Source organism: Bradyrhizobium paxllaeri (assembly GCF_001693515.2).
Taxonomy (GTDB): Bacteria; Pseudomonadota; Alphaproteobacteria; order Rhizobiales; family Xanthobacteraceae; genus Bradyrhizobium; species Bradyrhizobium paxllaeri.
This window is the reverse complement of the sequence record NZ_CP042968.1, coordinates 5,888,179-5,912,841: the sequence shown is the minus strand read 5'-3', so window position 1 is coordinate 5,912,841 and position 24,663 is coordinate 5,888,179. Positions and strand designations below refer to the sequence as shown.

Here is a 24,663-nt window from a genome sequence, read left to right as displayed (position 1 = left end):
CAGACGGATGACCGGTGCTGTCATGTGCCGGAGGCCCGTCGACCAGTCACGACGTCAGTTCCGGCCGCGAGATCGCCTTCGAGAATTTCTGTCAGTCGTCCGTCCGTTGGGCCGATCTTTACTTTCACTTGCCTGAGGCGGCGATTGCCGTCCATCGTGTGCAAGATTCGCTGTTCGCCGTGCTTGGCCGCAGGACGTTCGTCCGCGAGCGGCTGCTCAGGCGCTGCATCATCGAACAGTGAACCGAGGAATCCGCCAGATGCCGGCAGTTCCGGCGTGGCCGCTGGCTTATAACGAAATGCTGCATTGGGAGCCAGCAGCACATCTGCCTTGTTGTTTATGACGATCGTTGCGAGCGCCGTCATGCCGGGACGAAGGCTGCCATCCGTGTTGCTAACGTTCAGAACGGCCGTATAGGTGACGACAGACGTCGGGGCCGCTGATGCGGCCGGCGTCGCTGCGGCGCCTTGCGTTGCTGAACTATTCGTCGTCTTTGGACCGAGATTGACGCTAACGATGGTCGCTGGAAAGCTACGATCGGGAAAGGCGTCAACGGCGAAAGTAGCCGCTTGCCCAGACTTCACTTGACCAACATCAGCTTCGTCGATGCTGACTTCAAGCTTCATGGCGGCAAGATCGCCAGCGATCGTGAACAGAACGGGTGTTTGGAATGACGCCGCAACCGTCTGGCCAGGTTCCGCCTGACGGCTCAGAACTACGCCATCGATTGGGGCCCGAATGGCAGCCTTTGCCCGGTCTGTTTCATCTGTCGACAACCGAGCACGCGCCTGAGAGACTTCCGCAGTGGCGGACACGAGTGCCGCTTTTGCGCGCGCGAACGCCGCCTCAGCCGTCTCCAACTCGGCTTTGGCGGGTGCCTTTCCACTCGACGATCGCCAGATCTCCTGCAAACGCGTCAAAGTCGCTCGCGTTTCGCCGATGGTTGCCGTTGCCGTTTCGACATTTGCCTCGGCGACGCGTAGGGCGGCCTGAGCTCGAACGACAGCATCATCGAGCTTCGAGGGGTCGAGCTCGGCAAGAAGCTGCCCTCTGGCGACGCGGTCATTATTCTCGACGAGGACACGACGGATGATTCCGGACAACTCCGTTCCAACATCAACCCGATTGGTGGGCGCGAGCTTTCCAGTCGCCAATACCGTAACCTTCAGCGGCCCACGCCGGATCGACTCCGTGACATAGCCGGGATCTGGAGACGACGCGAGCCACAGCGCAGCCATACCCCCCGCGGCGATCAAAAGCCCGGCACAGATTACAACCCAGCGCAACCAGCGAGAGGGCCGGTGACTAGCGAGAAGGGCCTCCTTGGACAACACTCCGCCTTCGCCTTCGACTTGGTCGGTTGCCGTGTCGAGACGTGGCGATTCGAGAAGCAGTTCCATGCCCTCCTGGGCTTTGTCTTCGGACTTCACTGAGTACATCTTTGGAGCCAACCTCACCGATCCCGCATCGTCGCTAATCTAGAAGCTGCGTTTGCCGCGCGCTCCTTTTGGACTAGCCATCATCCGGGTTGAATGAATCTCCGCTCAACCTTGCGCAAACATTACGGATTGCAAGATCTGCTGACGGTCATAAGTCTTGCGTTTACAAGCGAAATACTAGCCTTGACGCTGGGACCCCGCGCGGTAGCGCAGCTGAACCAACTCAGACATCTTCAATTCTGCGTTTAGTGAAGCTGGCTTTGAGAAGGGGTCAAAGGAGAGAATTTCAGAACGACAGTCGTCCCTCCGCCGACAGTGTCTTCGATCGTGACGAAGCCTTTGTGCAAGGCCATTACCTGCGCGACAATTGCAAGTCCAAGTCCGGTGCCATCGCCATCCTGCCGACGCCGGACGAAAGGCTGAAGCACCGCGGCCCTGTCCTCAGGTTTAATCCCTGGGCCATGATCGACGACGCGCACCGTCGCGGTTCGGTCCACCTCGATCAGGACCTGCTGACCTCGACGCGAGTATTGCAACGCGTTACGAACAATATTGGAGAGTGCGATACCAATGGCTTGGTCGGAGCCCTTGATTTTGACGATCTCCGCCGGGCTGGAGAACTCAATCTCGATATCGGAGTACAGAGCTGTTGGGCCGTGTTCGGCGGCGATGCGTTTCGTCAATTCTACAAGATCCACGTCGGCGGATTCCGCAGGACCCGATGAGAGCCGCGCCAACTGCAGCAGCATTGTTACGGTGGAGGAAAGCGACTGAAGATCCGCAACGAGCGCTGCTTTCAATGTCTTGTCATCGATATCTTCCAGGCGCGTCCGGACTCGCGCCAAGGGTGTCCGCAATTCGTGGGCAACATTGGATAAGAAACGGCGCTGCGCAGCAACCGTCGCATCGATCCGTTCCAGTGCGCGATTGAAAGCACTGACCATTGGAATCAGTTCCAAAGGGGCACCTTGCTCGGGCAGGCGAACTCCCTCGCCAGCGCCGTCGATCATCTCAGCGGCCGCCGCGGCGCGGCGTACGGGGCGCGCGATCAGCACCGGTACGATCACAAGTGCAGCGAGAACCGTGGTGATCAGGACGACAAGAATGGGAATGGTCATGAAAGACGTGTCTTTAATCGTACCTATCGCAATCTGTGTTCCGCTGTAAGCAACGCCGCCGACCTCAATCAAAACGTTGCCAGCGTCTGTCTGGGCGATCGACGCCGATCGAACCAGTTGCATCGACTCCCCGTGGACCTCGTATCCAGAAGACGAAGCCCTGTCCCCCTGATGGGCTAGGCCTGCCATTATGCGCTCGGGGACAGGTCCGTAGTGGAGGACGTTGTGGCCATCCGAGACAACGAACCAAAATCCTGGAAAGTCCCGCTTAAACTCTGAGACCGTTGGCGTGGGCTTCGCGGTCTGAGCGCGATGCTCGTTGATGACCAGCTCGCCTCGTTCATTCCGAGAAATTGCCGCCTTGATGGCCGTCGCAGCATCATACTGGGCGTAGCCGCCGTCGTCGCCGACGAGGCCAAGAAGCAAGACAGCAGTACATACCACTACGATCGTGATGACGACGCTCAAGAGCGTGGCCGTAATCAAAGTAATGGAGCGGCGAAACCCTCTCATCGCGTGTCGCTCAACAAGTACCCGAGCCCACGCAGAGGCTTGATTGCTGCCTTACATCCATTCTCGCGAAGCCGCCGGCGCAGGCGGGAGACATGAGCGTCGATGGCATTTGACTGAATTTCGTCGTCAAAACCATACGCCGCAGCTTCCAACGTTTCGCGCAAGACAACTTGTCCCGCCCGTCGCGCGAGCGCCTCCAGCAGGGCGAGTTCGCGCCTTGGAACGACAACGGGTTCACCGTCGATGTAAGCGGTTCTCAACGCCAGGTCGAACGTCAAATTGGCCACGGCGACTAGGCCTCCTTGATCGAGCTGAAGCCGCCGGACCACCGCCTTGGCGCGCGCGATGAGCTCGATCGGTTCGAAAGGCTTGACCAGGTAGTCGTCGGCGCCCGCGTCGAGCGCTCGGGCAATGTCGATCGGATCATCGAGCGCTGTCAAAACGAGTATGCCGGGACGAGGCTGCAGCCCTCGCAGCCGTGCAAGCAGCTCGACACCGTCACCATCCGGAAGCCGCCGATCGATCACAATCAAGTCAAATTGACGAACCGCGATAGCCGCCAAGGCCTCATCGAGGGTCGCGACCAGTTCGGCTCCGCCGATAGAGGTCGCGAGCGTTTTCCTCAACCAAGGCCCCAAGTGCCCGTCATCCTCGATGACCAACGATCGCAACTCGTTCTCCCACAATAGTACAGATGGTCGAAAGATGACCGTAACATTACAGTAGGATTACGACTGGCCCGTGCGCGGCGCAATGCGGGACTGCCGGCGACCCTCCGGGCAGCCATTAGACTTCGAACCCAACGCCTCCTTCCTTTCGTCCACCGCCCAGCAGCAAATTGGTTCCGGCGGCTAGATGGCGCTCGGCCGTCAGCCTGGTGGGGGCCGCCATAACCTGTCTGATCGTCTGACGTGTCGATGTCCGGTAGTTGGCTGGCAAAACGGAGTTGTTGGCCAAGACTAGCCCTGAGCGAAGGGCCGGTGGCCGGCCGTACGCATCGCGCTGCAGCTGCACCTGAGTTTGTCAAACATCGATCCGCAACTGTCCGTACTCATAAGAGGAACGCGCATTCGTGTGTTGACCTCGCGTTGCGAAATCCTCCCCAACCATTTTCCGACGTCTGGATTGCGAACGCAATACGCGAAACTAATGCCAGAACGTAATCTACCCGCAATGCTTTGCCCGCCAGTTCGGCGCCATCGCAACGGTCACAGCGCGACTCCGGGAGAGAATCGGAACGAATGCCTCAGTTCTTCACCTTCATTATTGGCTTCGTCCGACGAGTCGCGCGCTGGCGCAATCGCGCTCTGCAACTGCGGCGGGCTCCGCCGCCCATGCACCGATGAACAGCTGCAAACGTATCGCTGGCAAAGTGACGGCGGGACTGATGGAACGGGGCGCTCCGGTAGGAGCGACGACATCATCGGATCCTGGCAACCGCCGAAGGTATTGTGCTGGCTCCCTCGTTCTGGCCGCGGTCTGCACCCTGTCGCTCGTCGGTTGTGCGGTAGGTCCGGACTACGTCCCGCCGCAGCTCGAGGTTCCAGCGCATTGGAGCAATAGAAAGCATGCGCGGCCGACTGCGCCGACTCATCTGAAAGAATGGTGGCGGCGTTTGCGCGATCCAGTGTTGAACGCACTGATTGATGAAGCAGTCGCAGGCAATCTCAATGTCGCAACAGCGATGGCGCGTGTTCGAGAATCGCGCGCCAGCTACCGGCAAATCGTCGCCGGTCTGTTGCCGACGATCAGTGGCAGGGCCGCGGCGACCCGAAGCAGCACTGGTGACGTAGCCGTGAGTCCTCCTAACGTTCCCTCGCTGGAGGCCACGCCAGGCAACAGCGCGGGTGGCGTCGATCAGACTGGTAATTTTTTTCGGGTTGGCTTCGATGCAAGTTGGGAACTCGACCTGTTCGGGGCAAATCGGCGAAACGCAGAGGCCGCCTGGTATGGCATGGAAGCGGCCGAGAAGCAGCTTGATGCCGCCCTGTTGACCCTTATCGGCGACGTCGCCACGGCCTATGTGAACGCCCGCGGACATGAAGCCCGAATCGCGTTGGCGCGCAGGACCGCGCAGGCGCAACGCGAAACCGCCGCGCTGACCCAGACTAGGTTCGCGGCTGGGGCTGTCTCGGCCGTTGATCTGTCAAATGCGGAAGGCTTGGCGAGCAGCACCGAGGCGAATATTCCTGCGATCGAGATACTACACGCAAACGCTCTAAATCGGCTCGGGGTATTAATCGGGAGAGAGCCTGCGGCTGTCGTCGGCCTACTAAGAGGGGGCGCTCCAATCCCTTCGCCACGGCTGCCGATCGCGACTGGCGTACCAGCCGACATTCTGTCGTCCCGACCAGACGTCCGTCTTGCCGAGCGTCAACTTGCGGAGGCGACAGCGCGGATCGGCCAAGCGGAAGCTGCGCGATATCCGAACGTCAGCCTCACCGGAAACATTATCACGTCCGGAACGAAGATCGGCGATCTGGGTAAGAACTCGTCAATCGGCTGGTCGTTCGGTCCAACGTTGACCGTACCGATTTTCAATGCCGGCAGGTTGGCAGCCGCTGTGGATGTCGCCGGAGCGCGGCGAGACCAACAATTCCTCGCCTACCGAAGCATCGTGCTGACAGCGCTCGAAGAAGTAGAGAACGCAATTCTAGCGCTCGTGAAGGGCCGAATTAGAGGCGAAAAGCTGGCCGCGTCGGTTACATCATATCGTGAAGCAGCAACGCTGTCGCGATCGCTTTATCAAGGCGGCTCCGCGAGCTTCCTGAATGTTCTCGATGCTCAACGCTCGCTTTACGGAGCAGAGGAAGCTCTAATTCAAACCCGAATTGCCATCGCGACAGACTATATCGCGCTCCATAAGGCACTCGGCGGCGGCTGGGACGGTATGCTCGACGTTTCTCGCCCAGAAATCATCGATGGAAATACAGCACCGCACGTTCCCCTGCCGTGGAACGATTCTCGTCGCGATCTGCACGGCAGGGGCGGGGGAAGTTCGTCGAGTATTAACTATCGTGATGTCCGCGTCCACAACTCGCTTCCGCAGAGAGCTCCAACGCAGCCACGTACTTCCAGGCGTGCAGGATCAAGCTGAGTCACGGTGCTGGCGTAAGTCTGGCCGGAATCCGCGTTGTAAATGCGACCCGACCACGTATTTGCTTTAGCGGGACGCATATCCGCGAAGAGCTGAAGACCAATAATCGGACGCTTCTTCAAGGATGGATCTGGGTTCTTGTCATCCGTCTGAGGTTTACCTGTGGCGCCGTCGATCGGTTGCTTCAGCCAAACCACCCGACCACAGATAGCTTGCCCACACCGGCTCACATGTACCTTGGCATCGCCAGCCTGGGTCAGCCAAATACCGGCGGGATCGACAGTCGATCCAGCCAAGCTAACTGAGCTACTGCACGCAAAGACGAGGGCGGCAATGAAAGCAGACGTAGAAGTTAGTGATGAGCGAAGGCCATGTTGCATCGTTGGTAAACCTTGAGTGTGATGTGATCGATCCCGAACCTGTCCGTGCGCCGGTTTCTCGCATGGTCAAGCGGACTGGCTGACCATATGGTCTGATATTGCAATAGCCTTACGTATGCGGTTTGGCGGAAGCCGAACTCAGAGAGCCCGAACCAATCTAGGTCTCTCAAACGTTGAGGGCGTTTCGGATCCAGCCAAATGCCTGGTCGGAAGCAAAGTGCATCACGCTGATTGAGCCGATGTCCGCGACCATGTCAGAAAAGGCGCTGCTTGAATTGCGTTAGCGCTGCTCGCGAGCTCGAGCCGAACGGACGTGCAATAGCTGGAAGCGACCGAATGCCGCGGCTGAAGCGATCAGAGCCGATTGCACCAATCGTTTCTTCAAACTGGAAGCGCCTTCGCGGTGCGACATCGCGTCGGCTTTGTGGAAGGAACTTCTCAAGAGATTCGACTTTGCGCCCGCGACCCAACGGATGCGTGGTTCGCTGTGTGCGATAAGATCTCGCGCACAATTCGGTTCGCATCCTTCGATCTTGCGTTCATCCAAAGGGAATCGATCGCTGCTTGCCAGCACTCTGCTTCCGCGCCGCTCGATCTACAGCGTCGGGCCCTGACGAAGGTCCTGGATTGGTACCGAGCGGGCGCATTGGCCTGCAAGGCCTTGTCCTCCCGGCTCAAGTGGTGAAGTTATTGCGGTGCCTCGTCACCATCATGGCTTTCATTTTCACCATACTCAGTAGGCGCAGCAGGGTCTTGGCGGGGCTAGACGGGTTCTATCGGTTGGATGGCAGGAGTTTGGATCTTTGGATCCGAAGCGTCGGAATCGCCCTCGTTTTTCGTTGCAGGTTTCACTCCGGGCTTGATCTGCGCGGGCGCTGTTGCCGGCGCGGCGGAAGACTCTTTTTCATCGTTATCGCGTCCCGCTGGCGTTGCGCCGGGCGACTGTGGAACAGGCTGCGCCGTCGCGTCGGCATCGGCAGGTACAGAGCGGTCGGCAGCCGACCGAGGCGCCTCGGAAACCGCCCCGTCGACCTCAAGCGTCCGCAACGTTTCCGCATTTGGCTTCACGGTCTCGGCAAGTTCTGCTGCGTCCGGAGCATGCTCCATGCCGGTGGTGGCTGAGCGCTCTGGAATGTCCTGCGCCGCCGGCGTGACTTCAAATGCCGCTTCAGCAGCTCCGGTTTCCTGGACGAAGACGTCGATGTTTTGCGTCGTGTAGTTTTCGACCTGCTGATTGATCGTCACGTCGACGTTGACGACCGTAGCATCCGGCGCTTCGAAAGGAGCTTCGTAGTAGGTTGCCGGCAAGCTTTCATAATATGCATCATAGTAGCCATCCCAATAACCCTGATAATAGGCAAACTGTTCGCGGCAATCATGCAGGATCACATAGACATCCGGATAGTAGACGCGAGACACCACCTCATAACCGACGAACACGCCGTTGATGGCCGACAACGCCACCAAAGTCGAATGATATGTCTCTTCCGTAATCCGGCGTTGCTCCAATCGATCGATGCGGGCGTAGAGCGCGTCGAGATCGCGCGTTACGGCAGCGTTGCCGCGAACTTTGGTGCGTAGATTTTGGACCTCGCTTCGCAGGCGTGCAACGTTACTCCGAACTTCGGCGACCTGGGCGGGGTTGGCCTTCGCCTTAGATTGCGCCGGCCGCGCCAGCGCATAGCGGGCGGTGTAAGTCGCCCAGTTCGCCGACAGGGCCCGCATACCTTCCGCGGCACGCGGATCGGTGGTGCCAGCCATACGAAAGATACCATCGAGTCTACCGATTGCTTCGGCGGTCTTGCGTGTCGCCTCCGAAATCGCGCGCGGTTGCCGAGAGGCCAGCACCGACGTCAGCCGATCGATTTCGAGCGCTGCTTCTTTGGTTCCGTTGAGAACGATCGCGCCAGCATGCGATTTTGCCGTTTCTGGCGCCTTATAGGCGACAAGGACCGTCGCCAGAGCGCGGCGCATATTCACAAGCAGGATTTCGGCGTTCGCTTGGCGGTCCCTCGGCGCGGTTTGCGCGCGGCCCGCCATCGAGAGAACTGTAACGTCGGCCATCATCGCCACGATGAGACTAACAAGATGATGAAGCGGCTAGTCTTAGAGGTCATCGGGCACAGCTCCACTGTTTGCTGGTTCGCGACATTGCGCAGATGCGCGTTGTCGAGCAGTGAGGCGGTTGCGTCGTCTCTCGGGGTTACCGAAGTATTACAGATGTCGCTAAGCGCGCGGGGGGGGGACCGAGTGCGTCCGAACTGTCATCCCAAGAATTGCCGCAATTACATGTTCGGCGGCGCGATCTCGCGAAACCGAACGAGCTCTCGGCCCTTGGGGGAAGCTGAATGTAACGTTGCTGCAATCAATGAGAGTTAGCTCGGAGCAGCACCTTCGTGCGCCGCGTCCGAAGGCGTTAAGCGGCGCGGCCTTCAGCCTATGAAAAGCGGAATGGAGAGATTATGCGGAACCGAGCCCTTGGCTTACTCGCGATCGTCGGTGTTGCAGTCGCCGGACTGGAGGCGCCGTCAGCCGCACCGACGATGGGCCGCCAAGTGCAGGGGCTTGATGCTCCCATGGGGCTTGTCGTGGAAGTATCCGATAGCCGGTACTGCCAGCACTTGCGGAATGCATGCATGTACAAGGAAGAGCTCGGCGAAACCGGAGAGGGGAATTGCCGTCGATATCGTAGCGAGTGTGGCGGACGCACCTCGTACTGTGAGCGCTTACGCCATGCCTGCGTCTACAAGGAAGAACGCGGCGAGGTTGGAGAAGGAAATTGCCGCAGGTATCGCAGTGAATGCGGGAGTTGGTGGTGAGAAGGGGCGGATCGCACCGAGGGATCTGTGCTCGGAACATCCTTCTCATCGTTGTGGGAATCCCTGTTTGGCGACCCAGCAAATCTCCAGCGCAGGACTGAATAATCAATAAGGATACTCGCAACCGTACCGTCAGAGGAGGCTTGTATACTGCAAGAATTTATCATTCGGCCCCTCGCGACCGATCTTTGGCCGGCGCTGGAAGACCTGTTCGGTCAGAACGGAGCAAAAGGCGGATGCTGGTGCATATCGTAGCGCATTGGCAGTGCTTACCGAAGGCGACCGCCGGACCACAACAGGAAGGCGTTCAAAGGAGATGCCGACCAGGGACCAGCACGCGGCCTGCTCGCTTTCGATGGCGCTATGGCGGTGGGGGCTGCCAGATCGCACCACGCATCTCCCTTCCTTGGATTGACCGCACATGGCGGCTCATATGCACTGACGATGCCGCTATTTGGTCGATCTCGTGCTTCTACGTTCGCAATGGATGGCGCAAGCACGTGTCACGCCGCGCTGATCGCAGCTGCATTGGAAATGGCAAAACGGGCGCAAGCTCCCGCGGTCGAAGCCTATCCTATTGAGGCGAGCAAATCGCTGAGCACCTCGAGTACCGGTCATGTCTCGACATTCAAGCGTGCAGGATTCAAGCTGGTTGCCTCGCCAACTCTGGAACGACCGGTTATGCGGTACGATCTGAATGCGTGAGGCTGCATGCTGACGGCTGGATCGATTATTTGTGCTGTTCGAAATGTTCGACGCGCGATCGAGTTCTGAATGGTCCTGGTTACGGATGCCGGCAACCGCCGCAAATCGAGCGTTACCGAACTCAAAGCGCGGCATTCAACAAGAACTTAAAATCATACGGTGCGCGCATACGCAGCAGATCGTCCATGCCTTACGCAAAGGCCAATGTCGCGGTCGAGAGGGCGTCTGCTCACCTGCGTTCTAGCGTCAATCCAACTCCCGGGCCGAGTTCGGAATGGCGCTGCGCGTTGACTGGTGCGGCGTTACCATGAATACAACGACATTTCGTTTGATGCCTGGCAAACCGAACAGTTTCGATTGAAGCGCAAACTCGCGCTCGACGAGGTCTCCGGCTTGGATCGCCAGTCGCCTCATCGCATCGATGCAATCAACTTGGTCGCGAAAGCAAAGTGCCGCCCAGCCTCGCTCGACCGTTGTCTTGGGAGGCAATTGCAAATTGTACAGATGTGCGAAGGGCTGCCCCTAATGCGGATGATCGGGGCTGTAAAACGCAGTTGCCATCCCAAGGCTGTCATTGCCTCCGACGACTGGGAGTGAAGCTCCCGTCCGTTCGTGCCACTGGTGAGCAAGCTCGTTTGCTGCTTGATGATAGAAGCTTCGGCCTTCTTCATAACCATAGCTGTTGCGATAGAGGGCGTGGATCGGCGCCGCGATTACGACCGCTACAATGGCGATACCGGAAACGAGGACAATTGCATTTACCGTATAGAAGCGTTCTATCCGATAGCTCGTGCCGCACACGACGGGCACGATAAACAGAAACAATCCCTGCAATGCCCACAAGGACGGCAAGTCGGTACCCATGAGCAGCGAAGTGATAACGGGCAGCACAATCGTACCAATTGCGATGCAATAAAGGAGCTTGAGGCTTGAGTTCATCGCAGCGAAGTCTCGTGAGAAACGTCTTATCCGGTAACCGGCAATCGTTATCCAGGTTATGGCGGATACGCTCATTGCCGCTGCAAGCCCCATCACGAAGGAGATGGAATCGCGGGACGATGTCGATACGTCGGCGGTGGCATGCGTTAACGCATGATGGAAGGGCGCGGCACCTGTCGTGGCGAGCCAGTGAAGATGCGGCGATAGGGTAACCAGCCCGACGCCGGCGGAGATCCAAGGTGAGGCGGAAGCGAAATAGGCCCTCCCTAGCGGATGGGCAATCGCCGCAAGTGCATAGCTCGCGACGAGGAAGATTGAGTAGTATTTTCCCAACATCGCCAAGGCGGCCGTGAACCCCGCAGCAATCGCCCAGAGTGTCGCTCTCGTCTCAAAAGCGCGGAGAAAACAGTATGTGGCAAGGGGCCATATCGCCAACAGCACCGCGTTGGCATTAAAGCGTTGCGCGTGAAACTGGTAGGCGGGCGTCAGCATCAGCAGAAGCAGTACGAGCACTCGCTTGTCCCCATTCACAAATCGCTTTGAAATCAGGTCAACAAACCAAAGCGCCACGGCCGCATTGGTCATCGCCATCAGGTGCAACGACAAATCGGTCAGAGGAAAAATGGAAGTCCAAGTCCCGGTGACCCATCCCATCAGCGGCGGATGCTTGGGATAACCCCACGCGAAGTGTCGTCCAAGCGACCAGGTTTCCAGCACATCGGGATGCAGGCCGGCTCCAAGATAGCTGATCGACAGGTACGTCGTCCAAATTGCCACGAACAGGACGAGCAGAAATGGCACGGACCATCCCTCTTCAACTCCCTCGAGCCACCGGATGAAAGGGCGGCGCCACGGCGCCGGGCAGCGATCCGACCGTTTGGCCATGGCCGAAAACGAAAAATCCGGCGGCAAGTCGTTTAGTGGGAAGCGCGATTTGCCGAGAATTTGAATAACAATCGAGGCGAGCCGTGCTCCGATCGACCCAATATCGTTTTTGCGCCGTGCGCGGCGAGTCGGCGCGCACACAGATCCTGGCGAGTGGGCGGAATGAACATCCTTGCCCGACGTTTCGATCTCGATCATGTGCCGGCCCCAGCTATACGCCGGACAACCCTCGTCCCGGCAGCAAGATCGACAAGATGTTGGTGGGGACCATTACGATAGCCTGACACTCGCAGTCGGCAATCGTCACGGGCATCGTGCCCGCGAGCGACCAGCGTGTAAGCTCGGCATGCTTACAGCGGCTGATGATCCCGACGTAATACGACTGCAATCACGGCGGCGGAGAAACCACTCAAATGAGTGTCCATCGGAAGTTGAAGAGGATGGTAGAGCCGAGGCTATTCACGTTGACGGATGCCGGTTTCGACATCACGCAAACGAGCCGACCGATCTGGTCGTCACGAAGAGCAGGTCACTCTGAGCAGACTGGTGGACCTAGCAATCGCACTCTGGAGTGTCCACGATGAACGTCCCCCGCATGCTGGGTATGCACGTCGACCTGCTGCGTGAAGAAGTGTCGCGCGTCCGCATCATGCGGTTGGGTTTTGGTCGGGCCTGTATTTGCACCCAGCTTCGGCATTTGCTCTCGCTGATTGGCCCGACCGATGAAGTGGAACGTGTCGGAAGGAATGCGGTCACTGCAATCTACGAGCTGTTCGACGCACTGAGCCAAGATGACCTTCCCGGTTTGGAAGAAACTAGCCTTGTCCAGGAACGGCGAAAGCGCGCTCTTGATGCTGTCGGTGAACTGGAGCGTGTCCTTTGCTCTGCGATGCCCAGTGATGAGGCTCGGAGGCTGGGTCTTGATTGGCGGGCCGAAGAGACATTCGCGCATGGATCCGAACAAATGTGAGCCGTCTTCAAGCGGATCGGCGGATTGCGTGCAACCGTGAAGTCGGCATCCGGTTGCTTCGACCCGATCAGCAGTGTGAACAAAATTCTTGGACCCAACGCTAGCGCAGGTGAACACTCGTCAGGCATCTTAAGAGGCGCGCTGAATGTTATTTGATATCAAATAGTTAAAATAATGTAGCTCTTGCGCGCTGGCCGTAATCCTATTGTAACCTGCCAGTAATGATTGGAGCGCGGATGCAAATGATTCAGGAGACTGTGGTGCGAGTTTTGGTCGTGGAGGACGATCCGCAGCTGGGGCCGTGGCATCGGGATGCGCTCGCGACGGCTCTTGGCTCGTCCGATATGGTCACAACGCTGGACGAGGGCCGAGCCGCAGTGGCCGTGCGGAATTTCGAACTTGTCGTGATCGATCGGGGGCTTCCGGACGGCGATGGATTGGCGTTGCTGCCCGACCTGAGGCAACAGAAGCCGAGCCCGGCAACGCTTGTGTTGACTGCACTCGACGATCCGATCGATATCGCGCGCGCGCTCGATGAGGGCGCAGATGATTACATCGCCAAGCCGTTCGAACCGATCGAACTGGTTGCTAGGGCGAAGGCAGTGCTGCGACGTCTCTTTCTCGATAGGGGTGCAGTGGTTAGCATCGGAAATTTGAGTTACGACATCGTCAACCGCACGGTCAGCATCGATCAGAGTCCAATTGTGGTCCCGCGGCGCGAACTGGCGATCCTTGAGGCCATGGTTCGGCGCAGCGGACGCGTCGTTTTGCGCGAAACTCTTGAAGCAGCGACCTATGGGTTTGAGGACGAGATCCAATCGAACGCAATTGAGGCCCATGTCTCCCGGCTGCGCCGTCGCCTTCGCCAAGCCAATTGCAGGGTAGCCATCCGACCCGTCCGAGGTCTCGGATATCTGCTGAGTGGCGAATGATGATCTTGAAGTGTGGCAAAAAACTTAGACGTATTCACCGCTCGATCGCCGTTTTATCTGCGACTCTCATCGGAGTGGTCACCAGCATCATGCTGATCTGCGCTACCGCTCTGTTGATTCGATTTGGCGGTGACGATGACGGCACGTGGGGAGCTGCCGATGTGGCCGACGCATTGAAGGCGGCGGTTGCGCGAAACCCGGAAGGTCAGTTGATTGTCAAACGGACCCCGCGACTCGATCAGATTATCCGCGACTTCCCAACGTTCTGGTATGTCGTGTCCGACAAGAGTGCAGAGGTCAGTTATGGCCCAGTGCCGAAGTGGCGTCCCCAGAAGACGCCGATGTCGCAGCAAGGGACGAGTTTCATTGCCTATGCGATTGACGGGCAGACCAAAAATCTAAATCTCAAGAAGATGGCTGCCGTCAGAAATACGTCCGTAGGCGAGGTTTGGATCGAAACAGGAGGTGTCGCTTATACCGCAACGCAGCTTACGGTCGGAACGCTCACCGACGCGACGCTTGTCGCGTTCCCAGTATTGTTTGTCCTGGTTGCGACGGCATTCACAGCCTTGGTCTTCGTCCCGACACTCATTGCGCGTCCGGTCCGCGCTGTCGCAATAGCCGCCGAGAAGATCGATGGAGTGCCGAACGGTCGTCGGCTTCCGGAACAGGATGCTCCAGCCGAATTGTTGCCGCTGGTGAAGGCATTCAATCGAGCGCTGTCGCGCATTGACGTTGCTTCGAAGGCTCAACGAAATTTCTTGTCCAACGCGGCGCATGAACTCCGAACGCCGCTTACCAATGCGCGCACCACGCTTGAGCAAGTCCAGGATCCTGAGCTGCGCGCCAAACTGGTTGCCGAGAACCAGAAATTATCATCGATCGTCACCATGCTACTCCAGTTGGCGCGCATCTCCATTGAGTCCGCCGAGCTCACCGAAGTAGATCTCGTCGCGTTTGCACGAAGAGTTACGGCCGAGCACGTCCCGATGGCACTGAAGAGCGGGATCAATATTGGGTTCACCGAGCCGGGCTGCCCGGTCTGGATACGCGGGTCGGAGGCAGCTATCGCGATTGCGCTTTCGAACCTCATTCGGAATGCTGTGCGTCATGCAGGGGCCAGCGGTCCCATTCTCGTCAAAGTAGGGCCGTCTGGGCGTCTCAGTGTGATCGACTCTGGACCGGGTCTGCAACTCAGTCAGCCCGACCTTTTGCTCGAACCATTTAAGCGTGGAAACACGCGAGCCGAAGGCATGGGACTTGGGCTTTCGATTGTTTCCCAGGTGATGCTCACACACAACGGCAGTCTCTCTCTGTCAGACGCCGGGAGGCGGGACGACCGTCGAGCTGAATTTTCCCATTGCTTGCCGTCAGGCAAGTTTGCCTTCAGCCAACTCGGAGAAGGTCGTTCAGACCATGCCAGAAGCACGGACTAACGATCCAGTCTCGGCTGCTTGAGGAACTGGGTATGAGCGTCCAGGGTTGCATTAAAGTCCGAACGTTCGTATATTATTGGTCGCCAGTGAGGAACAAATTGTCCAGAACGCGCAAAATCACGACCGACGACATTCTCGATGCTGCCGAGCGGGTGGTTGTCCATCTCGGGGCGGCGGGGCTTTCGATCGATGCGGTCGCCCAAGAGGCCGGCGTGAGCAAATCGCGGGTCGTTTACGACCACGGGTCGAAGAGCGCGCTGTTGGAGGCCTTGATCGACCGCCGCGTGAAGGCGGAGCTTGAGCGCATCGATACGGCGGTGGCGGAAAGCGCCGGGACGCCGCATCCCGAACTGTTCGGCCGGATCGCGGTCGCCGAGCAGATTCCCGACGATCGGGACAAGGCGGTGGCGCTTGCGATCAGCGCCGCGATGTCGAGCGAGGCGAAGGTCCAGCAACAGATGCGCGACTGGACACTTATGGACCTCCGCGCGATGGCGAAGGGCGAGCGGCCCAAGGCGGCACTGATGGCCTACCTGGCGCTAACGGGCTTTTACTGCACCGAACTCTTCGGCTTCCACCAATGGGGCGCAGCCGAGCGATCCGAAATCCTCGCGGGCATCAGGGCGATCTATGCGTCCTATTCCGACGAAAGCTGATACCGCCCCACAATTGTTCGACACTCAAGGAAGATGAAAATGTACAGCAGCGGGCTTTCGCCGCGTGCGAGAACGTATCTGATGGCAATGGCGTTCCTTGCCTTGGGAATCGATGGGGTTGCCGCGCAGCAAGGCGCGGAGCTACCTCCTCCCGCCGTCGGTGTGATCGAACTCAAAGCGCGTCCAGTTCCGGTCGTGAGCGAGCTTCCGGGCCGCGTTGCAGCGACGCGCATCTCAGAGGTTCGTGCGCGTGTTTCCGGAATCCTTCAGGAGCGCGTGTTCAGGCAGGGTACGCCCATCAACGAGGGCGACATCCTTTACCGCATCGATCCGAAGCTCTTCCGGGTGCGTGTGGCAAGCGCCGAAGCCTCGCTGCGGCGAGCCAGGGCGGTTCAGCAAAATGCTAAACAGCAGTTCGAGCGGCAGAAGACCCTTCACGAGCGCGACGCCACCAGCGGCGTGAACCTCGATGCGGCAACCGCGACCCTTGCCCAGTCCGATGCCGACGTCGCATCGGCCGAAGCCGCGCTCGCGGAAGCAAAGATAAATCTCGATTACACGGAAGTCCGCGCTCCAATCAGTGGCCTCATCGGTGGCGCCCTCGTCACCGAGGGCGCGCTTGTCACTGCCGACGGAACCCAGAATCTGGCGCTGATCCAACAGGTGGATTCCGTCTATGTCGACTTCATGCAGTCGGCGCAGGATCTGTTGGCACTCAAGCGCGCCGTCGAGGAAGGCAAGCTCGCCAGCCCGGCGCCGGGAGAGGCTCCGGTCGAACTCGTTTTCGACGACGGCAGCCTCTACCCGAAGGCGGGGCGGTTGCTGTTTGCCAGCGCTAGCGTCGATTCCACCACGGGGCAGGTGACCCTGCGCGCGGAATTCCCGAACCCGAAACATGATCTGCTACCGGGCATGTATGTTCGTGTGCGCATTGCGCAGGCCGTTCGCGAGGGCGCAATCACGATACCCCAGCGTGCGGTGATCCGGGCACGCGACGGCAGGGCGCAGGTCTACTTCGTATCGGAAGGCGGGATTGCAGAGACGCGGGACATCGAACTTGGGCAGGCACTCAGCTCGGAATGGGTCGTCAAGTCCGGCCTGAAGGAGGGCGAACGGGTCGTCGTCGATGGCGTGCAGAAGGTCCGGTCGGGCGGCAAAGTTGTCCCGGAGCCGTGGAAGCTCACGGATCGGGAGGCGGGGATCACCGCAAACCAGCCGAACAGCCAGGCGAGGTAATTCGATGGCTCAGTTTTTCATCAGGCGGCCGGTGCTTGCCTGGGTCTTTGCCCTGTTCATCACCATTGCCGGTGCCATCTCGATTCCGCTCCTGCCGGTGGCGCAGTATCCCAAGGTCGCCCCGCCGCAACTGACGATTTCGACGTCGTATCCGGGGGCCTCGCCGCAGGAAATCTATCAGGGTGTCACACGCCTGATCGAGGAGGAACTAAATGGTGCCGCCAGGTTGATGTATTTCGAATCGACGTCGGACACGTCGGGATCGATCAGCATCAACGTATCTTTCGAGGCCGGCACGAGCATCGAGCAGGCGTCCGTCGACGTGCAAAACAGGCTCCGGCGGATTCAATCGCGATTGCCAGCGGCGGTGGCCGCGCAGGGTGTGACCGTGGAAGAGGCCTCTGCCGGCTTCCTTATGATCGTGTCGCTCACGTCCACCGACGGTAAGCTCGATGAAGTTGCGCTCGGCGATTACTTGAATCGCAACGTGCTTGGCGAACTCCGTCGTCTTGGCGGAGTGGGACGCGCGCAGTTGTTCGCCGCTCAACGCGCGATGCGCGTTTGGATCGATCCAGACAAGATGGTCGGTCTCCGACTGGCCGCCGCCGACGTCAACGCCGCCATCTCGGCACAGAATGCCCAGGTCGCGGCTGGACAGATCGGCGCGTCGCCGAATCCCGTCACGACCGATCTGACAGCGACCGTTCTCGTCAAGGGGCAACTCGCGAACACAGAAGAATTCGGCAACATCGTGCTGCGGGCAAACCCGGACGGCAGCACGGTTCGGCTCAAGGACGTCGCCCGCCTGGAACTCGGCGCGGAGAACTACAACTTTTCCAGCCGCCTGAACGGCCAACCGAGTGCGGCCGTCGGCATTCAGCTTTCCTCAACCGGCAATGCGGTCGCGACGTCACGTGCCGTCAAGGCTAAGCTCGAGCAACTGTCGCGATTCTTCCCTCCGGGCGTCAAATATTCGGTGCCTTACGACACCAGTCCCTTCGTGTCCGCATCGATCGAGAAGGTGCTGGAAACGCTGCTCGAAGCGGTCGTGCTCGTCTTCGCGGTGATGTTCGTCTTCCTGCAGAACTTCCGCTACACGCTGATCCCGACGCTGGTCGTGCCGATCGCATTGTTGGGCACCGGCGCGGTGATGCTGGCGGCCGGCTTTTCGATCAATGTTCTGACCATGTTCGCGATGGTGCTGGCGATCGGCATCCTTGTCGATGACGCCATCGTCGTCGTTGAGAACGTCGAGCGCATCATGGCGGAGGAGGGACTTTCACCGAAGGACGCCACCAAGAAGGCCATGAACCAGATAACGGGCGCCATCCTCGGGATCACGCTCGTTCTTTCCTCCGTTTTCGTCCCGATGGCGTTCTTCCCCGGTTCGACGGGCATCATCTATCGCCAGTTCAGCCTGACCATGGTCGTCTCGATCCTGTTCTCTGCATTTCTGGCACTGTCGCTGACGCCAGCGCTTTGCGCGACCTTCCTTAAGCCGATCAAGCATGGCCACCACCAGAAGCGGGGAATTGGCGGCTGGTTCAACCGCAAATTCGAAGCATTGACCAACCGCTACACCAGCGCTGCCGTCGGCATCGTGCGGCGGGCCGGACGCATGATGGTGATCTATCTCGCCCTAGTTATCGGCCTCGGCTACTTTTTCGTCAGCCTTCCAACCGCCTTTCTTCCGAACGAGGACCAGGGTTATCTGATTGTTGACATCCAGGGCCCGCCCGAAGCCAGCGCCAACCGGACCCTGGCATCGATCAAGCAGATCGAGGAGATCTTCAAGGCGGAGCCGGCCATAAGCGATATCGTGGCTATTCAGGGCTTCAGCTTCTCGGGCAACGGCGCGAACGCCGCTTTGATGTTCGTCACTCTCAAGAACTGGAGCGAGCGGGGCGCGGGCCAATCCGCCCAAGAGATTGCCGATCGCGCCAACGCGCAACTGTTTGCACTAAAGGACGCCACCAGTTTCGCGCTCTCGCCGCCGCCGATCGAGGGCTTCGGCACGACCGGCGGCTTCGCCTTCCGGCTTCAGGATCGCAATGGCCTGGGGCAGGTGGCGCTTACGGAAGCGGCGGCGGCGTTGATGGAGAAGGCCGGCAAGAGCCCGCTGCTCGCGGGCCTTCGCATCGAAGGATTGTCGGATGCGGCGCAGGTTCTGCTCGTTATCGATCGCGAGAAAGCCAACACGTTCGGCGTGACCTTCGCCGATATCAACAACACCATCACGGCCAATCTCGGATCGTCTTACATCAACGATTTCCCGAACGCCGGCCGCATGCAGCGGGTCATCATCCAAGCTCGGGACCATGGTCGCCTGCGGGTGGAAGATCTTCTGAAGCTCAACGTCCGCAATGCGGGCGGCGGCATGGTGCCCCTGTCCTCATTTGCCATGGCTCAGTGGCAGAAGGGATCGCCGCAGATCGTCGGCTACAACGGATATCCGACAGTGCGCATCGCTGGCGAACCGGCTCCAGGTCATTCGTCGGGTGCGGCGATCGCCGAGATGGAGCGCCTTGCTTCGGAGCTGCCGAACGGTATCGGTTTCGAATGGACCGGTCAGTCGCTTGAAGAGATCAAATCGGGATCGCAGGCGCCAATTCTATTCGGCCTCAGCATTCTTTTCGTCTTCCTGCTGCTCGCCGGCCTCTACGAAAGCTGGTCGATCCCTCTCTCCGTCATGCTCGTCGTGCCGCTCGGCGTGATAGGCTGCGTGTTGGCCGTGATGCTCCGAGGAATGCCGAACGACCTCTACTTCAAGGTCGGGCTGATCGCTATCATAGGCCTGTCGGCGAAGAACGCCATTCTGATCGTGGAATTCGCCAAGGACTACTACGCGGAAGGCAGATCGCTCGCTGACGCCGCGGTCGACGCGGCTCGCATCCGCTTCCGGCCGATCATCATGACCTCGCTCACCTTCACGCTCGGCGTCGTGCCGCTCGCCATCGCATCGGGCGCGAGCGCGGCTAGCCAGAACGCCATCGGTACGGGCGTCCTCGGCGGCATGATCTCGGCGACGGTTCTTGCGATCTTCTTTGTCCCTGCCTTCTTCGTTTTCGTTCTGCGGGTGCTGCGGACCAGGAGGCCGACGACGAATGATGGCGCGGCAGTCGAGGCTTCGCTTGCGAAGCCATCTAAAGCGTAGCGTCCAGCTCGGCCACATCTCATAGGAGCGATCATGAATCCCGCCCTTGTCGCACATGGCGCTCTCGCGCTGGCCATCATTTGCGAGGTCACGGGATCCGCTTTCCTGCTGAGATCCGACGGGTTCACCAAGCTGGTCCCGACGGTCGCCATGGGGCTCTGCTACCTCACCTCGTTCTACTTGCTCTCCGTGGCGTTGAAGATGATTCCGCTCGGTGTGGCCTATGCGATCTGGGCGGGGCTGGGTATCGTGCTGACGGCCATCGTCGGTGTTGTTGTCTTCCGGCAGGCGCTCGATCTGTGGGCCTGTGTGGGGATTGGGCTGATCGTGGCCGGTGTGGCCATCTTGAACTTGCTGTCGAATGCTGTCGGGCACTGAAGGTTGCGCGCTCCCTCTTCGTGAGGCAGGACGAGGTCCACAGCGAATTTTCTGCTTTGGGAACGCAAGGTTTGAAACAATTAAAGTTAGGAAGTGTCGTGATCGTGGAACTCAGAGAGGACGATCCCCGCTGTGGAAGCGATCGCAGAAGGTGCGTTGACCGCGACATACAATGCATACCATTCCGCTGAAGAAGAACCTCCGGAAGAAGATGATGAGGAAGACCATCATCCGGATCCTCAGTTTTTCGGTGAACGTGGCGCAGCTTACAAAATCATCGTCGAGGATGAAGTGATCGGCGGCATCTTTTGTCCTTCGATTCATTCGATCCGCAGGTGAAAACCGGCACGCTCTCATTGCTGGGAATCAAAGATGACAAATCACAATCAAAGTCCTGAAGGTCGCGATCAAAACTGACCTGCCCGTGGACTTGCGTATGTTTGGCCGTTCGGCGTTATCCCGAGCCGCGGGCCTACTCGCGTAACGTTGTCGCAATGTTCGATTGGCTAATGGAGGGGCGAAAGCAACACAGCGGCCGAAGTGCACGATCACAGGCCTAACGAATTGAGGAATCTGATGAAGAAGATGATGCTTGGTCCACTCGCGCTCGCGGTGCTCGGCACGAACTCTGCGCTCGCGGCCGATCTCGGGCGAACCTACACCAAGTCGTCACCGCCAGTTTATCTTCCGGCTGAACCCGTCTACAGCTGGACCGGCTTTTATGTCGGCGGCCACCTTGGCGGCGCATTCAGCGGCGGCTCGATTTTCGATAAATCTCGTTTCGCTGGCGGTCTTCAGGTTGGCGGCGACTATCAATTGGCACCAAACTGGATCGTTGGTGTCGAAGGCCAGTACAGCTGGCTTTCCGGCGGCGCACAGGCCGCGCGTTTCAGCACTGTTAACCTGAGGCAGGACCGGAACGCTCTGGGCTCCATCACTGGTCGTATCGGTTATGTCTCAGGTCCGACCCTCCTTTATGTCAAGGGCGGATGGGCATATCAGGATACGACTTATGGGGTCGCAAGGCCGAACAGCTTCACTCTCGACAACAAGAATGGTGGCTACACAATCGGAACCGGTTTCGAGTACCTCTTCGCCTCGAACTGGTCGAGCAAGATCGAATACCAGTATTATAACTTTGGAAGCACGCGCTTTGTCGCTGTCTCACCGGCCGGGCTTGTGACGGCTGGTTCGTTCGACAACAACGTGCACTCTGTCAAGGTAGGCTTAAACTACCGCTTCAAGTAAGATAGATCGGCTCAGGAACCAGCGGCCCTAATGAAAAGCCGGCGCAAGCCGGCTTTTCGCAAATCAGCCGGCCAAAGAGTTCTCATGACAGCAGATGATCCGCTTGGCGGTGCCGAGCCCATTGCATCGCCTTAACTTTTGAAAGCAATTAAAGCTATCGTCATCGTAGATCGCGGTTCACGTTGGCCGCACGCCAGTGATGCAAACCGGGTTATCGAACGCAAGAAAACAACGGCCTTGGCGATGGAGCATCGTTGCCGAGACGCATAAGCCCTGTCCGGTTCATCGTTGTCGATTCCGGTTCGGCCGTAAGACCGCGCCTATCGCTCAGGGTTTTTTCCGGCGCGACGGCGTCGCCCGCCCGTGCTGCGTGGCCCTGTTCACGCGCGCAACGGTGATGCCAACAATCACCGATTTACCCAGTTGCAGACTGAGACCGCTTGCGTCGGCATTCGGCTATTCACCGAACTGACATTGATGATGGTCGCGCCGCAATCAGCATGCGCACCCAACAGAACGGACTTCCCGTTGGCAGCGAGCTTGCAGCCGACTTCCGGCTCATCATCCCCCTCAAACTGTCCACAAACATATCGCGTCGAGCGTCTGGCCGCAGGGGCTTGGGCTGCTGCCTTGCTCACCGGCGCATGAACCGGCGGCACGTTGGCGAAAATCCGCTCGCGCGCGACCTGAGCCCACTCCCATTCCCCTAAGCATTGTTCACCAAAGATCGGCGCTCGTAGTATTAATGGAGACGTTCGAAGTAAAAGTACAAAAAGTACCATATACAGGACAGTAAGTCCCTCAATAATACTGCAGAAAGTCCAGATATTTCCAAGCGTTAAACTATCGAGATCTAGCCTTTTGCTTGTCGCGCAATGAAAGCGATGAGAACAGAAGGACTCAAACAATGCCCTCCGACATCACTCTATCCGCAGCCACGCGCCAGAACTTGCTCTCGCTGCAGGACACGGCGGCGCTGCTCGCAACTACCCAGAACCGCCTGTCGACCCAGAAGAAGGTCAACTCGGCGCTCGACAATCCCGTCAATTACTTCGCAGCCCAAGGCCTGTCGGCTCGTGCGGCCGATCTGAACATGCTCATGGATGGCATCGGAAACGGCATCCAGACCATCCAGGCGGCCAACCAGGGCATCACCAAAATTCAGGGCCTTGTCGACGCGGCCAAGGGCTTCGCGCAACAGGCGCTCGCTGTTCAGAATACCGCATCGGGATCGGCCGCAACCGGGGCCGTTGTGGCCGCCGCGAGCGGAAAATCTCTGCTGGGATCCGGAACGGGTGCGGCGGCTGACGGCACACATGATTACAGTGGAGCTTCGGCGGCTTCGGTCTTTACCCTTACCGATGGTTTCGGCAGCTCGGCCACCATCACGCTGGACCGAACCCGTCTGGCTCAGAACGCCCGGGACATCACCAAAGTGACCTCGACCGAGATCCTCGGTCAGATCAACCAGCAGCTCGCTCAGGCTGGCGGCTTCGCTATCGCCTCGTTGACGACGGACGGTAGGCTGACCTTCACCTCGAGCGGCGCAGGTTCGGACGCCAAGCTGACGATCTCGGGTGGCGGCGCGACGAATACCGTCGACGTCGGCTTCGGTACGGGCGCCATCACAACAGTGGCCACCACTGGCATCGACGCAACCGACGGCTCAGCCAAGGCAAGCGTCACCGGAACGGCGGTCACGGCGCTTGGCGCTGCGAGCAATTTCGATCTCACGAGCGGCGACGCCTCGATCACCGTACAGCTTGGAAACGGCCTCTCGAAAACCATCAACCTCAACAGGACTGCCGACGCGGCGCTCAACGTGGCTACCTTGAAGGCGCAGGACATTGCCACTGCCATCAACAAGCAGCTCAACGCCGATACAGGCGTTTCGGGCAAGGTCGTGGCGACCTACGACAACACGGCCGGCACCGTTTCGCTCCGCACCACGACAGCTGGCGGCGATCAGAAGCTCACGGTGACATCGGCCTCTGCTAGCACAAAAGATATCGGCTTCGGCATTGCCGCCGACACCACCAAAGCTAAGACAGGTGCTGGGGCGGGCGCTACCGCCGCGAACGGCAACAATCAGCGTGCTGCCTTTGCGCAGAACTTCAACGACATCCTGAACCAGATCACGATGACCGCGCAGGATGCACGCTATCAGGGCATGAACTTGCTCCATCGTTCGGGCAGTGATGCCAAGGAAAACACCTTGCGCCTGCAATTCAATGAAAAAGACTCGAGCTTTCTCGAGATTAAGGGTGTGAAGTTCGACGCTGCGGGCCTTGGGGTCACGCAAGCGAGCGGCAACTTCGCAACGAACGACGAGATCAAGGCCGCGCTAAGTCAGCTGACGAATGCAGCCTCGAATCTGCGAAGCCAAGCGTCAACGTTCGGATCGAATCTGACGATCGTGCAGAATCGGCAGAGCTTCACCAAGAACATGGTCAATATCCTCGATACTGGCGCGTCCGATCTGACGAGAGCCGATCTGAACGAGGAAACCGCGAACCAGCAGGCCCTTGCGCTCCGCAATTCGTTGTCGATCTCGGCTCTGTCACTGGCCAATCAGTCGCAACAGAGCATCCTGCAGCTTCTCCGCTAGCTCTCTTTCTAGCGGGGCGCGAACCGGTACCTCGCACTCACAACGGCGCTTCTACAATACCGGGCCCAGGACGGGTCAGAAGCCCTTCGGCTGAGTGCGGGGTGCCGGTCGCGATCGAATCTGATCGCCACCGAAGCACCCTCACGGCGC

16 protein-coding genes and 1 pseudogene are annotated in these 24,663 nt (G+C 59.0%); 11 read left to right on the top strand and 6 right to left on the bottom strand.

The window, feature by feature from the left end:
* Positions 1-20 precede the first annotated feature (20 nt).
* The 3 genes from LMTR21_RS28180 to LMTR21_RS28170 form a co-directional block, all read right to left on the bottom strand.
* A complete protein-coding gene (locus tag LMTR21_RS28180) occupies positions 21-1,430 on the bottom strand; it encodes an efflux RND transporter periplasmic adaptor subunit (protein WP_187399211.1) in 1,410 nt (469 codons plus the stop codon).
* A gap of 254 nt (positions 1,431-1,684) precedes the next feature.
* The gene (locus LMTR21_RS28175; RefSeq protein ID WP_246174328.1) at positions 1,685-3,025 is read right to left on the bottom strand and encodes a sensor histidine kinase; all 1,341 of its coding nucleotides are present in this window, start codon (positions 3,023-3,025) and stop codon (positions 1,685-1,687) included.
* Positions 3,026-3,066: 41 nt separating this feature from the next.
* Positions 3,067-3,741 carry a response regulator gene (locus LMTR21_RS28170; RefSeq protein ID WP_065754530.1) on the bottom strand — a complete coding sequence of 225 codons (675 nt, stop codon included), beginning with the start codon at positions 3,739-3,741 and terminating at the stop codon, positions 3,067-3,069.
* 671 nt (positions 3,742-4,412) lie between these two features.
* Between LMTR21_RS28170 and LMTR21_RS28165 the strand changes: the two genes are divergently transcribed.
* Positions 4,413-6,167, top strand: a complete 1,755-nt coding sequence (locus LMTR21_RS28165) for an efflux transporter outer membrane subunit (protein WP_430642482.1) — start codon at positions 4,413-4,415, stop codon at positions 6,165-6,167.
* Here LMTR21_RS28165 and LMTR21_RS28160 read toward each other — a convergent pair.
* The 3 genes and pseudogenes from LMTR21_RS28160 to LMTR21_RS28145 form a co-directional block, all read right to left on the bottom strand.
* Complete coding sequence (locus LMTR21_RS28160) at positions 6,083-6,547, bottom strand: DUF2147 domain-containing protein (RefSeq protein ID WP_084030764.1); 465 nt, start codon at positions 6,545-6,547, stop codon at positions 6,083-6,085. The genes LMTR21_RS28165 and LMTR21_RS28160 overlap by 85 nt on opposite strands.
* Before the next feature lie 762 nt (positions 6,548-7,309).
* Entirely contained in the window at positions 7,310-8,611 is a 1,302-nt protein-coding gene (locus LMTR21_RS28155; RefSeq protein WP_141688422.1) for a hypothetical protein, read from the bottom strand.
* A 1,706-nt stretch (positions 8,612-10,317) separates the two neighbouring features.
* A pseudogene (locus LMTR21_RS28145) lies at positions 10,318-11,895 on the bottom strand (glycosyltransferase family 39 protein).
* A gap of 580 nt (positions 11,896-12,475) precedes the next feature.
* Between LMTR21_RS28145 and LMTR21_RS28140 the strand changes: the two are divergent.
* From LMTR21_RS28140 to LMTR21_RS28095, 10 genes are all read left to right on the top strand, one after another.
* Complete coding sequence (locus LMTR21_RS28140) at positions 12,476-12,865, top strand: hypothetical protein (protein WP_065754428.1); 390 nt, start codon at positions 12,476-12,478, stop codon at positions 12,863-12,865.
* Positions 12,866-13,107: 242 nt separating this feature from the next.
* Positions 13,108-13,797, top strand: coding sequence for a response regulator transcription factor (locus LMTR21_RS28135; protein ID WP_246175887.1), 690 nt, complete (start codon positions 13,108-13,110; stop codon positions 13,795-13,797).
* Positions 13,794-15,233: a sensor histidine kinase gene (locus LMTR21_RS28130; protein ID WP_347339132.1), complete on the top strand. Its 1,440-nt coding sequence runs from the start codon at positions 13,794-13,796 to the stop codon at positions 15,231-15,233. The genes LMTR21_RS28135 and LMTR21_RS28130 overlap by 4 nt, the downstream gene beginning before the upstream one ends.
* A gap of 98 nt (positions 15,234-15,331) precedes the next feature.
* Entirely contained in the window at positions 15,332-15,889 is a 558-nt protein-coding gene (locus tag LMTR21_RS28125) for a TetR/AcrR family transcriptional regulator (protein ID WP_065754532.1), read from the top strand.
* Between the two features lie 39 nt (positions 15,890-15,928).
* Positions 15,929-17,125: an efflux RND transporter periplasmic adaptor subunit gene (locus LMTR21_RS28120; protein ID WP_141688423.1), complete on the top strand. Its 1,197-nt coding sequence runs from the start codon at positions 15,929-15,931 to the stop codon at positions 17,123-17,125.
* Positions 17,126-17,129: 4 nt separating this feature from the next.
* Positions 17,130-20,279 (top strand): efflux RND transporter permease subunit, encoded by a 3,150-nt coding sequence (locus LMTR21_RS28115; protein ID WP_065754430.1) that lies wholly within the window; start codon positions 17,130-17,132, stop codon positions 20,277-20,279.
* Between the two features lie 33 nt (positions 20,280-20,312).
* Entirely contained in the window at positions 20,313-20,657 is a 345-nt protein-coding gene (locus LMTR21_RS28110; protein WP_065754431.1) for a DMT family transporter, read from the top strand.
* Positions 20,658-20,789: 132 nt separating this feature from the next.
* Positions 20,790-20,996: a hypothetical protein gene (locus LMTR21_RS28105; protein WP_065754432.1), complete on the top strand. Its 207-nt coding sequence runs from the start codon at positions 20,790-20,792 to the stop codon at positions 20,994-20,996.
* 237 nt (positions 20,997-21,233) lie between these two features.
* Complete coding sequence (locus tag LMTR21_RS28100) at positions 21,234-21,905, top strand: outer membrane protein (RefSeq protein WP_065754433.1); 672 nt, start codon at positions 21,234-21,236, stop codon at positions 21,903-21,905.
* A 907-nt stretch (positions 21,906-22,812) separates the two neighbouring features.
* Entirely contained in the window at positions 22,813-24,513 is a 1,701-nt protein-coding gene (locus tag LMTR21_RS28095; RefSeq protein ID WP_065754434.1) for a flagellin, read from the top strand.
* The last annotated feature ends 150 nt before the right edge of the window (positions 24,514-24,663 follow it).